At 45.0% G+C, this 13164-nt stretch carries 15 protein-coding genes; 5 read left to right on the top strand and 10 right to left on the bottom strand.

Features of this window, described 5'->3' with window-relative positions; genetic code table 11:
* Positions 1 to 4 precede the first annotated feature (4 nt).
* The 7 genes from ACJVC5_RS12490 to rlmF form a co-directional block, all read right to left on the bottom strand.
* Positions 5 to 1603, bottom strand: coding sequence for a HAMP domain-containing methyl-accepting chemotaxis protein (locus ACJVC5_RS12490; RefSeq protein ID WP_408095853.1), 1599 nt, complete (start codon positions 1601 to 1603; stop codon positions 5 to 7).
* A gap of 86 nt (positions 1604 to 1689) precedes the next feature.
* On the bottom strand, positions 1690 to 2730 hold the full coding sequence (gene rlmN / locus ACJVC5_RS12495) for a 23S rRNA (adenine(2503)-C(2))-methyltransferase RlmN (protein ID WP_408095854.1): 1041 nt from the start codon (positions 2728 to 2730) through the stop codon (positions 1690 to 1692).
* A gap of 35 nt (positions 2731 to 2765) precedes the next feature.
* Positions 2766 to 3245 (bottom strand): DUF3617 domain-containing protein, encoded by a 480-nt coding sequence (locus ACJVC5_RS12500; protein ID WP_408095855.1) that lies wholly within the window; start codon positions 3243 to 3245, stop codon positions 2766 to 2768.
* The gene (locus ACJVC5_RS12505) at positions 3242 to 3436 is read right to left on the bottom strand and encodes a hypothetical protein (RefSeq protein WP_408095856.1); all 195 of its coding nucleotides are present in this window, start codon (positions 3434 to 3436) and stop codon (positions 3242 to 3244) included. The genes ACJVC5_RS12500 and ACJVC5_RS12505 overlap by 4 nt, the downstream gene beginning before the upstream one ends.
* Before the next feature lies 1 nt (position 3437).
* Positions 3438 to 3920 carry a YbhB/YbcL family Raf kinase inhibitor-like protein gene (locus ACJVC5_RS12510; protein ID WP_408095857.1) on the bottom strand — a complete coding sequence of 161 codons (483 nt, stop codon included), beginning with the start codon at positions 3918 to 3920 and terminating at the stop codon, positions 3438 to 3440.
* Positions 3921 to 3928: 8 nt separating this feature from the next.
* On the bottom strand, positions 3929 to 4117 hold the full coding sequence (locus tag ACJVC5_RS12515) for a hypothetical protein (RefSeq protein ID WP_408095858.1): 189 nt from the start codon (positions 4115 to 4117) through the stop codon (positions 3929 to 3931).
* Between the two features lie 61 nt (positions 4118 to 4178).
* Entirely contained in the window at positions 4179 to 5048 is an 870-nt protein-coding gene (gene rlmF, locus ACJVC5_RS12520) for a 23S rRNA (adenine(1618)-N(6))-methyltransferase RlmF (RefSeq protein ID WP_408095859.1), read from the bottom strand.
* A gap of 9 nt (positions 5049 to 5057) precedes the next feature.
* On the opposite strand from rlmF, the gene ACJVC5_RS12525 reads away from it, so the two are divergent.
* Positions 5058 to 5417 (top strand): nucleotide pyrophosphohydrolase, encoded by a 360-nt coding sequence (locus tag ACJVC5_RS12525; protein ID WP_408095860.1) that lies wholly within the window; start codon positions 5058 to 5060, stop codon positions 5415 to 5417.
* On the opposite strand, the gene ACJVC5_RS12530 is transcribed toward ACJVC5_RS12525, so the two are convergent.
* Together ACJVC5_RS12530 and def are read right to left on the bottom strand one after the other, a co-directional pair.
* Complete coding sequence (locus tag ACJVC5_RS12530; protein ID WP_408095861.1) at positions 5414 to 6409, bottom strand: hypothetical protein; 996 nt, start codon at positions 6407 to 6409, stop codon at positions 5414 to 5416. The genes ACJVC5_RS12525 and ACJVC5_RS12530 overlap by 4 nt on opposite strands.
* 90 nt (positions 6410 to 6499) lie before the next feature.
* Complete coding sequence (gene def, locus ACJVC5_RS12535) at positions 6500 to 7066, bottom strand: peptide deformylase (protein WP_408095862.1); 567 nt, start codon at positions 7064 to 7066, stop codon at positions 6500 to 6502.
* A gap of 127 nt (positions 7067 to 7193) precedes the next feature.
* Between def and ACJVC5_RS12540 the strand changes: the two genes are divergently transcribed.
* A complete protein-coding gene (locus ACJVC5_RS12540; protein ID WP_408095863.1) occupies positions 7194 to 8234 on the top strand; it encodes a phosphatase PAP2 family protein in 1041 nt (346 codons plus the stop codon).
* 197 nt (positions 8235 to 8431) lie between these two features.
* Here the strand turns inward: ACJVC5_RS12540 and ACJVC5_RS12545 are convergent, their stop codons facing one another.
* Positions 8432 to 9022: a hypothetical protein gene (locus tag ACJVC5_RS12545; protein ID WP_408095864.1), complete on the bottom strand. Its 591-nt coding sequence runs from the start codon at positions 9020 to 9022 to the stop codon at positions 8432 to 8434.
* A gap of 213 nt (positions 9023 to 9235) precedes the next feature.
* Here ACJVC5_RS12545 and ACJVC5_RS12550 point away from each other — a divergent pair, with 213 nt between their 5' ends.
* From ACJVC5_RS12550 to ACJVC5_RS12560, 3 genes are read left to right on the top strand one after another with little or no spacing between them, the layout of a single operon-like run.
* A complete protein-coding gene (locus ACJVC5_RS12550) occupies positions 9236 to 10714 on the top strand; it encodes an aldehyde dehydrogenase family protein (protein WP_408095865.1) in 1479 nt (492 codons plus the stop codon).
* Between the two features lie 8 nt (positions 10715 to 10722).
* On the top strand, positions 10723 to 11982 hold the full coding sequence (locus tag ACJVC5_RS12555; protein WP_408095866.1) for a GTP cyclohydrolase II: 1260 nt from the start codon (positions 10723 to 10725) through the stop codon (positions 11980 to 11982).
* On the top strand, positions 11979 to 13160 hold the full coding sequence (locus ACJVC5_RS12560) for a URC4/urg3 family protein (protein ID WP_408095867.1): 1182 nt from the start codon (positions 11979 to 11981) through the stop codon (positions 13158 to 13160). Before ACJVC5_RS12555 ends, ACJVC5_RS12560 begins: the two co-directional genes overlap by 4 nt.
* The last annotated feature ends 4 nt before the right edge of the window (positions 13161 to 13164 follow it).

Consider the following 13164-nt stretch of genomic DNA (forward strand, 5'->3'; position numbering starts at 1 on the left):
CTGATTAAAAACCTTCGGCTTTTTTAATCGGGATGTTTTCTTCAGTCTCAAAAGGAAGAACTGATTTGGCCGGTTTTTTACTACTTATGTAATGACTGACGAGCTTGAGTTTTTTGTCCTCATGATTCTGAACGGGCCTAGAAACTTTTTTAACTTGGGCCTTTCCACCATCAACGAAGACCTGAAGGTCAGAAACAAGTTGTGAAAGGCATTTTGCCTGAGAGGACATTTCTTCTGCAGAGCTTGCCACTTCTTCCGAGGAAGAAGCATTGGATTGAATCGCTGAATCAAGATGATGCATGGCCTTGGAGATCTGCTCAATGCCATTGGCCTGTTCTTGAGAGGCGGCGGAAATTTCAGAGTTAAGATCGGCCACTTTCTTGGCGGAAGTCACGATTTCCTTTAGGGCCACACCTGAAGAGTTGGCCATTTTTGAACTCTCATTCGTCTTTTCAACGTTCTCTTTGATTAAGACGTTAATGTCTTTCGCAGCGGCCGCTGAACGGCCAGCGAGGTTTCTTACCGCATCTGCCACTACTGCAAAACCTCTTCCTTGGTCTCCGGCACGGGCCGCCTCAACCGCCGCATTGAGGGCCAGAAGATTGGTTTGAAAAGCAATGTCATCAATCACATTAATGATCTCTTCGATTTTTTTAGAGGATTTTCCCATGCTTTCCATGGATGTAATGAGACGAGTAAGTTCCTTATCACCTTGTTCGGCAGAAGCAAGAGAGCATTGAGAAAGAGAGCTCGCCTCTTTAGCGTGATCAGAGTTTAACTTCACCATAGAAGAAAGCTCTTCCAGAGAAGAAACAGTTTCTTCCAGTGAGGCGGCCGATTCAGTGGCCCCCTGAGAAAGCTGGGCCGAAGAAGAGGAGAGTTCCTGGCTCGTCTGAGATGTTTGATCCGATGAAGTTGAAATTTCCTGGGAAATTCCATTTAAGGTCTTACTGATTCGTGAAGAAATAAAAAGTCCCAGGCATGTCGCAAAGAGCACGCCTAAAGCTGAAATCACCATCGTGATGATACTTGAAGATTTATAGACAGAAATGGCCTCCTTGGTCTTCGTCGTGGCCAGATTCTCATTAAACTGAATGAGTTCTTTCAAAGTTGCCGTCATGCTCTTTCTATAATTGGGGAGATCAATATAGAGAGTCACATAGGCCTCGTCTTTTACTAATTGGACGTCCCAGCCGTTTTCCAGTTTGTTTAGATAGGCGAGAGACTTCTCATCATAGATTTTAAAGTTATCAATGAACTTCTGAAGAATTTCTTTTTCACCGGGCATGAATTCCACTTGAAGATATTGTTTTACATATTCATTAAGGGCATCACGTTCATGAATGTAAGCGTCCTTTGATTCTTTCATGGCCTTAAGATCGGCCGCGAGATAGGCGCGGAACAAGTTTCTATTTCCGGTCAGCATCGCCTCGTTGATTTTTCCCACGAGGATCACGGTTTGCATGATCTCGGTGCTCACAAAATGAAAGTCGTTAAAGACCTTTTTCGATGAGAAATGGGCCACTGTGGCGGTAATGACAAGAAAGGATGAAACTCCCAAGAAAGCGGCCAGGAGTCTGGTTCGAAGACTTTTACTTTGCATGATTTCTCCCAAATTGAGTCGGGGACTTGTCGACCATGCTGAGGGAAAAAATTAAATATTATTTTGTTTATGCGAAGACGAATATACTAGGCTTTCTTACCTGAATGGAGTTGCCCGCAAGCTGCTAGAATCTCGTCGCCCTTGGTTTTACGAATCAGAGTTGGGATTTTGTAAGTATCAAGAATGCTCTTAAAGTGATCCACCTCATGCATCTCTGGACGCTCGTATTCAGTACCAGGAAACGGATTAAACGGAATGAGGCTAATGTAAACGTTCTTACCTTGAAGCGCACGACCAGTGATGTGAGCGTCTTCATCGGAATCATTGAAGTTCTTAATCATGAGGTATTCGTAGGTCACAAAACGCGTGCGACCTTCCGGAATTTCTTCCGCGAACTTCATCACATCTTCAACCGGGTAGCGCTGATTAATGGGAATAAGTTTATCGCGTTTTTCTTTAATCACCGAATGTAGAGAAACCGCGATATTCACCTTCGGCATTTCTGCTTTCCAACGCTGAAGTCCTGGAAGGTATCCCGCAGTTGAAATGGTGATCTTATGAGGAGCAAGGGAGAGTCCATGTTGAGTCAGAAAAATCTCACAGGCCTTTTTAACCGCATCGAAGTTGTGAAGAGGTTCACCTTGACCCATGAACACAATATTTAAAATACGATCATCATCCGGACGATTTTTTGTGAGCCATCTTTGGGCCTCTAGAAATTGCCCGATAATTTCTTCCGTTGAAAGATGGCGTTTGAGACCTTGGGTGCCGGTGTGACAGAAGCTGCACTTCATGGCACAGCCCACTTGCGAAGAAATACAGATGGTGTATTTCCCGTTAAAGGGAATAAGAACAGTTTCTACTTTCTGATCGTCTTTAAATTTAAAAAGAAATTTTACCGTTTTGTCCTGAGACTCATGAACCGTATCAAGCTGTGGAAGATCAAAAGAAAAATTCTGGTCCACAAAGGCGATGCTTTTTTTGGCCAGATCAATCACACAAGGTTCGGTCTTTCTTTTTTTATAATGCCAATTGAACATAAGCCCTGGCCCTGATGAGGGCAGGCCATTAAGAGCAAAGAGCTCCTGCAGTTCAGGCAAAGTGTATTGGTAAAAAGAAGACTTCATTGCATCTTGTTACCATGGGTGAAGGCCCTTCGTCATTAGAGGACCGGTGTAATTTTCCCGCAGTCCGAAGAAATGAAGGTCCCCGTGTACTTAATATCAGTAGGTTCGCCCTTAGGGGTCACCATGTGAAGCCTTCCCTTGTAGTTTTTGGCATTTTTGACCGTCCAATTAGAGTTCCCGGAAGTTCCGTCTTCACATTTAAAACGGGTGACGACACGGGTAGGAGTGTCTTTTACCACGTCCGTTTTGCAATTGGATTGTTGGTTTCCCGCAAGAATTTCCGGACTATTGATGAGCTTCTGGGAGTAGCACACCTGAAGTTTTCCATCATCACCAATGGAGGCGTGTTTCCCCATCCGATCTCTCAACTGGGACAAATTCTTCTTCATTTCTTCAGTGATATCTATGGTCTTATTATCGTCATGGATTTTCATGTCCACTGACCAAAGACCTGGTTTCATGTCCAAGGCCGCAAAGGCCCCCGAACTCACAAAAAATAAAAGAAGAAACTTCATGGTTCGTCCTTCTTTATTTCATGATCGATGGGCTGAAACTTGTCGGGAATTTTACCCTGTTCCTCGGATGCGGGTTTTCGGAACATGTCTTCCGCCCGCTGTTCGGTGGTCATAATTTCTCTGTCACCACTTCCATGACGGTCGCAAGCGACCACCATGAAAATGAAGAGAATAAAAATAATGTACTTCATATTATCGTCCATATTGAACCGTGAAGCTCGCCCGTGCCAAACTATTGGCCTCAATTTTCTTCTCAATTGAGACGCCGTTGGTGTTGGGTTTCACATCCAGTTCTTTTCTTAAAGCGTGAACGGTAAAAATATAACGATGAGGTTTGTCACCTCGAGGAGGGCAGGGCCCACCATAACCGGTCTTATTAAAGTCAGTCATGACTTCAATCGCCTCCTTGGGGAGAGTGCGATTATTGGATGCTCCTTCTTCGAGGGACGTCACTGTCACCGGAATATTTACCACTGCCCAATGCCACCAACCGTGATCAGTGGGAGCATCTGGATCAAACACTGTGACAGCAAAACTTTTTGTTTCATCCGGGGCCCCTGACCATTCAAGAGCTGGAGAAACATTATCACCGTGACAACCTAAACCATCAAAGATGAAGTGATTGGGAACTGATTGGCCAGGAGTCAGAGAACTTGAGGTGAGTGTAAAGTCCATAAGGCCTCCTATTGGAGAGTGCTCCATAGTTTTGAGTTGCGGATTTCCTTATAACGACCTTCGTATTCACGCCACAGGAGTTTAATTCGGCTCTTCTTACCCGCGTCCAGAGTATAGGCCTCATCCAGATCTTTACGAAGTTCAGGAATAAGTTTCGAAACTTTTTCGAGTTCGCTTTTTATTTCTGTGATTTTCATGAAGAACTCCTTGTTACAGGAGTTATAGTTGTGCGCTTAGAGTGATGTCATTTGTGACGAGTTAAAACTGCCACACCACGGCCCGGCTTTTTTTCTGACCTTGGGACATTTCAATTGTTTGAATGTTTCGGGCCTTAACTTTTTCTAAAGTCCGATAAATCTGATTCAGATTTTCGCTCTTAGACACCAGAGTAGAAAACCATTCAACTTGAGATTTAAACTCCACACTTTCAAGAATCATTTGTTTAATGAAAGCGATCTCTCCACCCTTGGTCCAAAGCTCAGCACTTTGTCCGCCAAAATTTAAAACAGGTGCTTTGTGTTTCCCGAGATTTTTCCATTTGCGTGTGGTGCCTGCTTCCGCTTCTTCTTTGGAAGAATGAAAGGGAGGATTACAAATGGTGAGATGGAAAAAATCTTTTTCTCCGATGATGCCTTTAAAAATCCCAGAAGACTTTTGAAGTCTGAGCTGCACCTTCAAAGAAGGGTTCTTATCTAAAATTTTCTGGGCGGCCTTCAATGCCTCAGGATTAATATCTGATCCCACAAACTCCCAACCGTATTCCGAATTTCCAATAATGGGATAAACACAGTTGGCACCTACACCAATGTCCAGGACCTTTTTTGGACCGGTTCCAATCACGTCCGCCATAAAATGAATATAGTCCGCGCGACCTGGAATGGGTGGAGTGAGAAAATTTTTTGGGATGTCCCAGTCAACGTTATAGAAGTGTTTTAAGATCGCCTGATTGAGCGTTTTAACCGCATCCGGGTTGGCAAAATCCACCGACTCGTCTCCGAACTTATTAATGATAATAAAAGGCGCAAGAGCTGGATGACTCTTCTTTAAGGCCTCTAAATCATAGCGGGACTGATGACGGTTACGTGGATGCATAAATCTAGAGTAGGCGCTTCGCTTCTTATTGGCCATAATCAAGGTATGAAAACCATCGATCTGCCTAAAATCCAACAAATCGTGAAACAATTTGCCGAGGAACGTGACTGGGACAAATTCCATTCCGTGAAGAATCTCTCTATGGCCCTGACGGTTGAGAGTTCTGAACTCATGGAGATTTTTCAGTGGCTCACGGAAGAAGAATCCAATCGCGCGCATCTTGATCCGAAACTTAAAACCAAGATCGAAGATGAAGTGGCGGATGTGTTTATTTATCTGCTTCGGATTGTGGGTAAGACCGACATGGATTTGGAAAAAGCGGTCTTGAATAAAATGCAGAAGAACATTGAGAAATACCCCGTGGATAAAGCACGGGGTAATTCTAAAAAGTATACTGATCTTTAATGGTTCATGTCGGTGCGACCAAAACGAACGGGACGACGGCGTCCACCGATGTCTTCCCAACGTCTTCTCCACCAGTCAGAAACTCGATCTAAAACGTTGTCATCATCATCCTCATCATCTTCCTCTTCCGGTTCAGGAGTTGGAGTAGGGGTTGGATTTGGACGTGGTTCAGGTGTTGGCCCCACTTCCGGCTCAGGTTCCGGTTCTGGAGTTGGTGTTGGTACAGGTGTTGGAGTCGGTTCGCTCGCATTGCCATCTCCTGAACGTACTGGACCAGAGTTACCGCTATCAATGCCTCCCGGAATCTGTGTGACTTGAGAAAACACGCCACAAGCAATTGGGAAAGACTGTTCTGCAGAATGCGGTGAGCGCGCGGCCACGGTTCCTGGAATCGTCACATCTTTATTGGCGCCGAGGACCACGATAACAAGATTATTCAGGTTCAGCGGTCCCACTAGTTTTGAAACATGGTCGTTGGTATTTCTATCTTCGGAGATGAGATCTCGATAGAAAGCATCGTAGTTTGTGAAACGTTCGTAGAAATAATTTCCCGCCTCATCTCCGATTGGATAACGACCTTTTCCTGCGTCCTGGGAACTCAACTCTGCATCTAATGGAATAAGCACATTGCCCCAAACTTTCTGACCTTCTTCAATATCAATGATGCCGTCACCGTTTTTATCATCGGCCTTGGTTGGACAACGACTACCTACGTGCACGTTCTGCTGGTGCCAAACTCCGGCACCTCCGGGGCTGGCCTTTACGAACACTTGAAATTTTTCTCCCTCCCGAATAATGACTGCGGTTCCGGGAACAGTGCCATTGATCTCTGGATTCAGAGTCGTGAGATTGGCCATAAAAAAGCCACTCGTCGCTGCGATAGACCTAATGCCGACGGAATCCAGCGGAATGCCCGCATCGGAATTGCTTTTTCCACAGGAAGATACAAGAGCGAGGAAAGCTAGAGGCAGTAAAGGTAGGTATACTTTCATGGTCCCTCCGTTAGCGGAGGTAATCATTCACAAAACTGGTTTTGTTGTCTACTTAGGGGCCATGCAAATTAAGCTTATCTTTAAGAAGCATTACATTAGTGGAGCTGTGGCATATGAGCCAAAGTTGATGGTGCTCTTCATTGTTTCAACCAGATCCACAATCAGCACACCATTAAGATGATCATACTCATGTTGCGCAATAATCGCGGCCATTCCTGAAAGTTCTTTGGACACATATTGTCCCTTGCGATCAAGATAGCTCAAATGAATGCGCTTGTAGCGCTTCACAATGGCGGTTTTGCCAGGAATCGAAAGACACCCTTCCTGAGATTGAGTCTGTCCATATTGTTCGAGATACTCAATTTTCGGATTAATCACAACCGTAAGAGGTACTCGTGGTTTCATGCCCATCACAAACATTCTAATGGAGCGGTTGATTTGTGGGGCCGCTAAACCAATCCCACCGGCAGATTTCATGGTCTGGGTCATATCATCGGCCAGAGTCTGAATCTCTGGAGACTCAATTTCCGCCATCGAGAGTTCCTGGGCCTGGGCGCGAAGGACCGGATCACCGATCTTTATAATATCCAGGACCTTGGCCTCGGCAGAGAGGGATAAGAGGAAAACGAGCTTAAAAATTAAGAGTTTAGCTTTCATATCCTCATCCAATCATAGGTCTGAAAAGACTGTCTATCTTTTTGACATCACTGTTCTTTTTACCAATGCACAGGCGCGGTTTCTTAATCCCCCCTAGAATATTAAAAAATTTAAAGGGAGAGATCACATGCACAAGCTATTAGCGTTACTGACGGCATTCTACATCGCCGGCGCCCAGGCGAAGCCTTCATGTTTAATCGATAACACTTGTATGGAGTACAACGGCCAGCTCATTGACCTTCGTACGGGTACAGACAAGCTTATGGATAAAGCTAAAAACTGTGATCCTCTCATTGAAAACTGTTCAATGAAGAATATTGAATTCGCTCGCACTCCTGAGTTTTCTCGAAAAGAATTTCAACGTTTAGTAGGTGAAGGTGGTACTCAGTACTTCATCCCACTAGATGTTACAAAATCTGATCTTATGATCCTTGCCGGTGCTCTTTCACTTGGTACAGTGGTTTTTGCCAATGACCGCGAGATCATGGATTTCGTTCAAGACAACAAAGGTGAATTCAGTCAACAAGTTGCTACTGTTGGTAACCTTCTTGGCCGTGAGGCGATTCTTCCGGTTGCTGCTGGTGCTTACTTCATGGGTGCTATCCTTGATAACGGTAAACTTAAAAATGTTGGTATCTTCACTGTAGCTGCTGGTCTTGCTTCTCAGATCGTAGCTGAAGGTTTCAAGAAGACTTTCCACCGTGTTCGTCCACACGATGGTGATTCTCCCTACGATTTCTTTGAAGAAGGTAACAACTCATTTATCTCTGGCCACGCGGCCGGTGCCTTCTCTCTAGCAACTGTAATCGCTGAAGTTTATAAAGATAAACCGGCCGTTCCTTACATCGCTTACGGTCTAGCAACTCTTACAGTGTACGCTCGTATGCATGACAACAAACACTGGGGCTCAGACGTTCTTGCCGGTGCAGTTGCTGCTCACTTAGTAACTAAAATCCTTATGAGAACTGTTCTTAACCCTGAAAGAGAAGATGGTTCTGGTTTCCTTATCATCCCTCAGTTCGGTCGTGACCACGCTGGTAAGGCCTACACTGGCGTAGAAATCCAGTGGAGACCAAAAGCTCCATCACGTCTTTCTCAATGTGAGAAATCAAAACTACAAGGCCGCGAACTTATGGCCCTATGTTTCGAAGAAGCTTTTAACAAATAGTCTTCCAACTTAAAGGGGCCTTCGGGCCCCTTTTTTTTTGCCCTTCACTTTCTCTGGAGAAAGTAAAATTCACTTGCCAACTAATTCTTCTGATTATAAAAATACGGAAAATGTACGGATTTGTCAATTGATAAATTTGGACAATAAAAAATCACTTTCGCTGGAGAAAGTAAAAGAGAGGTAACTGTATGATTTAATTATTTTCTGAAGTTGTTCAGGTAATTACGAATGAGATTCAACTCGTGAGCAGAAAGTTTCGGATTATTTTTCGGCATGCGACCACTCTCAGTGGCCTTGATGAGTTTTGATTCAGACGGATTCTCTTGATTGATCCATCTCATGATGTTGGCCTCTTCGCCGGACTTCTTGTGACATTCAATACACTTTGGGACCAGGATTTTTTCTTTGAGTTCATCGTAAGTCACAAGACGTTCAATACGAACGCTTTCCACATACATGCGAACAATTTCAAGTTCACGGGAATCGAGAGGTGCGCCTTTCTTCGGCATTTTGCCGGTCTTCACACTTTGGAAAAGGGGACTGATCTCAGGATCGTTTTCTTTAACGTGCTTAAGAACCTTGGCCTCGTCTACGAAACCTTTGTGGCAGCCGATACATTTTGGAACGAGGATTTCTTTTGAGAGAAATGCGAAATCTACAGTCTCCGGAATTTCGGTTTCGCGGGCCTGCGGCTTCACTTCTATGCTTCTGTCTTCAAAATGCAGGGACGATTTGTCAGGCAGGCAAGAAGTTAAAAGGAAAAGTGATGTCAGAAGAAAGAGTTTCATTGCGAGGCTATCTATCATAACCGGTATAACCCTTGAAGACAGAGAGCGGGATTTGTAATGTTTACCCCCTAATTTTTGATTAAAAGTTAACGCAAAGCTCTTTTTTGCATCATGACCGACACCTTTAGTCTGACATAATTTAGCTTGGCACAGTAGCCTAGGCCCATCAAAGTGTATTAGCGTTATTCTTTAGGTTTTTCACGAGGAATAACTATGACAACACTTAAAATGCCACTTGAAGTGGTTCAATGCTTGAATTTTATCAATGGTGAGTGGGTAAAAGGCGAGGCCGGCACTCAAAACATTACTTCGCCTTATCATGGAAAAAAAATCGGAGAGGTTTCAATCCCATCTCTGAACCAAATTAAAAACGCGCTTAAAATTGCCAATGAAGCACAAGTTGAGTGGGGGAAAACTCCGCACAAAGAACGTGCCCGTGTGCTGTTTAATTTCAGAAATATTCTGATGCGTGATCTAGAAGAAATTTCTCACCTGAAGTCTGCTGAATCTGGAAAGACCTTCAATGAAGGCATGGCCGGTTTGATGAAAGGGATTGAAGTTCTGGAATTCGCTCTCTCGCTTCAAAATATGGACGTGGGTGGACGTATGGAAGTGTCACGTGGAGTTTCTTGTGAATACCGTCGTGCTCCTTTAGGAGTGGTGGCGAACATTACTCCTTTTAATTTCCCGGCGATGGTTCCGATGTGGACGATTCCTATCGCGCTTGGATTAGGTAACGCTTATGTGTGGAAGCCGTCTGATAAAACTCCGCTAACATCAATCAAGATCGCGAACGCTCTTAAAGAAGCGGGACTTCCAAATGGTCTTTTCACCGTTCTTCACGGTGGAGCAGAAACTGTGGACGCGATCATTGAAGCACCAGAAGTTAAGGCAGTTGGTTTCGTGGGCTCGACGAAAATCGCAAAACTCGTTTACACAAAAGCCACTTCACTCGGGAAACGCGCCCTTTGTATGGGTGGAGCGAAGAACCACATCGTACTTTTACCAGATGCTACTCCGGAAATCGCAGGTGTAGGTATCTCGGATTCATTCACCGGATGCGCGGGCCAGCGTTGTATGGCGGCCTCAGTGCTTCTTGCTGTAGGTGACGTGGATCAACACATTACTAAAATTAAAAATCGTGCTGAGTCGTTAAAGCTTGGTACAGATATGGGTGCGATCATTACTCGTGCTCAACGTGATTTCCTTCTTGAGGCCATCACTCGTGCAGAAAAAGCAGGAGCGAAGGTGGTGCTCGATGGTCGTACTGCAAAAGCACCGGCCGGAATGGAAGAAGGAAACTGGATTGGGCCTACGATCCTCGACAATATTCAACCGGGCACAGAGGCCGCAACCGTTGAATTATTCGGGCCAATTCTTTCAATCGTTCGTTGTAAGGACATCTCGCACGCTATGCAAATTCAAAACTCAAGTGAATACGGAAACGCTTGTTCAGTATTTACCAACTCAGGTGCCCTTGCTGATCGAGTCGTTCGTGAAGCAAAGGCGGGAATGGTGGGTGTGAACGTTGGTGTGCCTGTGCCACGTGAACCATTCTCTTTCGGCGGTATCGCCGCTTCGAAATTTGGTTCAGGAGACATCACTGGTGAACACTCTCTAAACTTCTGGTCAGATGTGAAGAAAGTGACAACTAAGTGGGAAAAACAAAACGACAATAACTGGATGTCATAAGGAGTCTTATGTCGACGAATCACGATGTACGTAAGGAACACGTTGTACTCGCTACTCACTCAAATCTCCGTTACCCGGAGTCGCTGACACTTGATTGGGGAAATAAAGACCCCATGAAACGCGGACCGGTAGTGGCATCACAAACAAATCCAAAAGCGAGAAACGCCATCGGAACTCACTCGGGTTCTTATACGGTTTACCGCGCGCTCTCGATTGCGAGCGGAAAATTTTCTCCGGCCCACAGACCGGACTTACACAATACTCACTCACCAGTGAAGATCGGGCCCTTCCCATCATGGTTTGATGAAACAAAAATTGTTTCACTTGATCCGTGGGGTCTGGATCCTCAAAACCATTTCAAAGGTCACTTTGAAAAAGGTTATGACATTCGTCCTTCAATTGCAGTGACTCAAGCTCACTTACAAATTCCTGAAATCCACGATGCTATTCGTGCTGGTCGCCTTAAGTGCGATGGCAAGATCATCAAAGAGAATATGGACATTAAGATCACCAAAGTTGCCATTGAGCCAGTTTGGTTCCTCCCAGGTATGGCAAAACGTCTCAACGTTGAAGAGGGTGTTCTTCGTCGTATTCTTTTCACGGAATCAGGAGGGATGTACCCAGAGCTTATCACGCGTCCCGATCTAAAAGTCTGGTTACCACCTATCGGTTCAACCACGGTGTATATCTTCGGTAATCCGGAAGATCTCTCAAATCCAAATATCGAACTTTCTTGCCGTGTTCACGATGAGTGTAACGGTTCAGACGTATTTGGATCTGATATCTGTACTTGTCGTCCGTATCTTATGTACGGAATTGAACACGCGGCCGAAACTGCTCAGAAGGGCGGCGTAGGTATCATCGCTTACTACCGTAAGGAAGGTCGTGCTCTCGGAGAAGTAACAAAGTTCCTGGTGTACAACGCTCGTAAACGTCAGGAAGGCGGAGATTCAGCGGCAACATACTTTAAGCGCACTGAATGCGTGGCGGGTGTTGAAGATGCTCGCTTCCAGGAATTCATGCCGGATGTGCTACATCTTTTCGGAATCACAAAAATTCATAATCTTCACTCGATGTCGAACATGAAATACAACGCGATTGTTGGTTCAGGTATCGAAGTGGTGAATCGTATTTCAATTCCGGCCGAACTTATTCCGGCGGACGCCAATGTTGAGATGGAAGCAAAAAAGGCCGCTGGTTACTTCACGGAGGGTGAAGTGAAAAAAGGCGAGGACCTACAGAAAGTTAAAGGGAGAGATATTACGTGAGCGATTTAGATTATATCCTATCACCGGTTTGTGTACGTGATGGTGCTAAAAAGATTTTTGATGAGACATTAAAAGGGAACACTCATTTTCATTATCATGAAGAGAAAATGGGTCCGACGGTTGATTTTGTGATGCAAACGATTCGTGAAAACTATCCGGATATGAACATTCCGTTTCACTCTCGTTGGGGACACTTTCGTCCTGGGAACGTTGATCGTTCACTTTGGTTGAAAGCAAAAATCAAAGATCTTGATCCGATGGAGCAAGCTCGTATTAAGTGGGACCTCGTGATTCCATCAGTTCTGCTTGATGCTGGTGCAGGACCTACGTGGAAGTATCATGAGAAAGAAACTTCTCGTGACTACGCCCGTTCAGAGGGCCTGGGAGTTGCGAGCTATCACTTATTCATGTCAGGAGCTTTTTCTTCAGACGGAAAATCTCTTCGTTCAGATGCAACGGGACTTTCAAAAGTTACTCCGAAGCTGATTGAAGAATACTTTCAAGTCACTCCTAACAATCCACTCGTCGGCGTTGAAGGTCGTACTAATCTTCTTAAAAACCTTGGTCGCGCATTAGAAAACAAAACTCTCTTCAAAGATGGCCGCCCAGGAAATCTTATTGATTATCTTGTCGCTAAACACGGCAAAACCATTCCGGCCTTGGCACTTTTAAGAGGAGTACTTGATGGTCTGGGCCCAATTTGGCCAGGTCGCGAGACGCTTAATGGTGTGAACCTTGGAGACGCCTGGAAGCACACGAAGTTCGGTCTGGTTGCTTTCCATAAACTTTCACAGTGGATGACTTACTCATTAGTTGAACCACTTCTGGAAGCGGGAATTACTGTAACTGGAATCGAGGGACTCACTGGTCTTCCAGAATACAGAAATGGTGGCCTTCTGCTTGATACAGGTGTTCTCACTTTCAAAAACTCAAAAGATGGTGAGGCCACTTGGGGACCAGAGAGTGATCTTATTATCGAGTGGCGAGCACTAACAGTGTTCTTGCTAGATAAAATCGGCGCTGAAGTTCAGAACCGCCTTGGTAAAACTCCGGCCGACTTTCCTTTGGCGAAAGTGCTGGAAGGTGGAACTTGGTGGGCGGGAAGAAAGATCGCCGCTCAAAACCGCGCTGGTGGCACACCTCCGCTTAATATTAAATCTGATGGAACCGTATTCTAGGGGA

The sequence above is a fragment of the Peredibacter sp. HCB2-198 genome (genome assembly GCF_045999315.1).
In the GTDB taxonomy this organism is placed as follows: domain Bacteria; phylum Bdellovibrionota; class Bacteriovoracia; order Bacteriovoracales; family Bacteriovoracaceae; genus Peredibacter.

Bases quoted from the DNA above. Each gene is read 5' to 3' on its own strand.
- ACJVC5_RS12490 (WP_408095853.1), bottom strand. From the start codon at position 1,603: ATGCAAAGTAAAAGTCTTCGAACCAGACTCCTGGCCGCTTTCTTGGGA.
- rlmN (WP_408095854.1), bottom strand. From the start codon at position 2,730: ATGAAGTCTTCTTTTTACCAATACACTTTGCCTGAACTGCAGGAGCTC.
- ACJVC5_RS12500 (WP_408095855.1), bottom strand. From the start codon at position 3,245: ATGAAGTTTCTTCTTTTATTTTTTGTGAGTTCGGGGGCCTTTGCGGCC.
- ACJVC5_RS12505 (WP_408095856.1), bottom strand. From the start codon at position 3,436: ATGAAGTACATTATTTTTATTCTCTTCATTTTCATGGTGGTCGCTTGC.
- ACJVC5_RS12510 (WP_408095857.1), bottom strand. From the start codon at position 3,920: ATGGACTTTACACTCACCTCAAGTTCTCTGACTCCTGGCCAATCAGTT.
- ACJVC5_RS12515 (WP_408095858.1), bottom strand. From the start codon at position 4,117: ATGAAAATCACAGAAATAAAAAGCGAACTCGAAAAAGTTTCGAAACTT.
- rlmF (WP_408095859.1), bottom strand. From the start codon at position 5,048: ATGGCCAATAAGAAGCGAAGCGCCTACTCTAGATTTATGCATCCACGT.
- ACJVC5_RS12525 (WP_408095860.1), top strand. From the start codon at position 5,058: ATGAAAACCATCGATCTGCCTAAAATCCAACAAATCGTGAAACAATTT.
- ACJVC5_RS12530 (WP_408095861.1), bottom strand. From the start codon at position 6,409: ATGAAAGTATACCTACCTTTACTGCCTCTAGCTTTCCTCGCTCTTGTA.
- def (WP_408095862.1), bottom strand. From the start codon at position 7,066: ATGAAAGCTAAACTCTTAATTTTTAAGCTCGTTTTCCTCTTATCCCTC.
- ACJVC5_RS12540 (WP_408095863.1), top strand. From the start codon at position 7,194: ATGCACAAGCTATTAGCGTTACTGACGGCATTCTACATCGCCGGCGCC.
- ACJVC5_RS12545 (WP_408095864.1), bottom strand. From the start codon at position 9,022: ATGAAACTCTTTCTTCTGACATCACTTTTCCTTTTAACTTCTTGCCTG.
- ACJVC5_RS12550 (WP_408095865.1), top strand. From the start codon at position 9,236: ATGACAACACTTAAAATGCCACTTGAAGTGGTTCAATGCTTGAATTTT.
- ACJVC5_RS12555 (WP_408095866.1), top strand. From the start codon at position 10,723: ATGTCGACGAATCACGATGTACGTAAGGAACACGTTGTACTCGCTACT.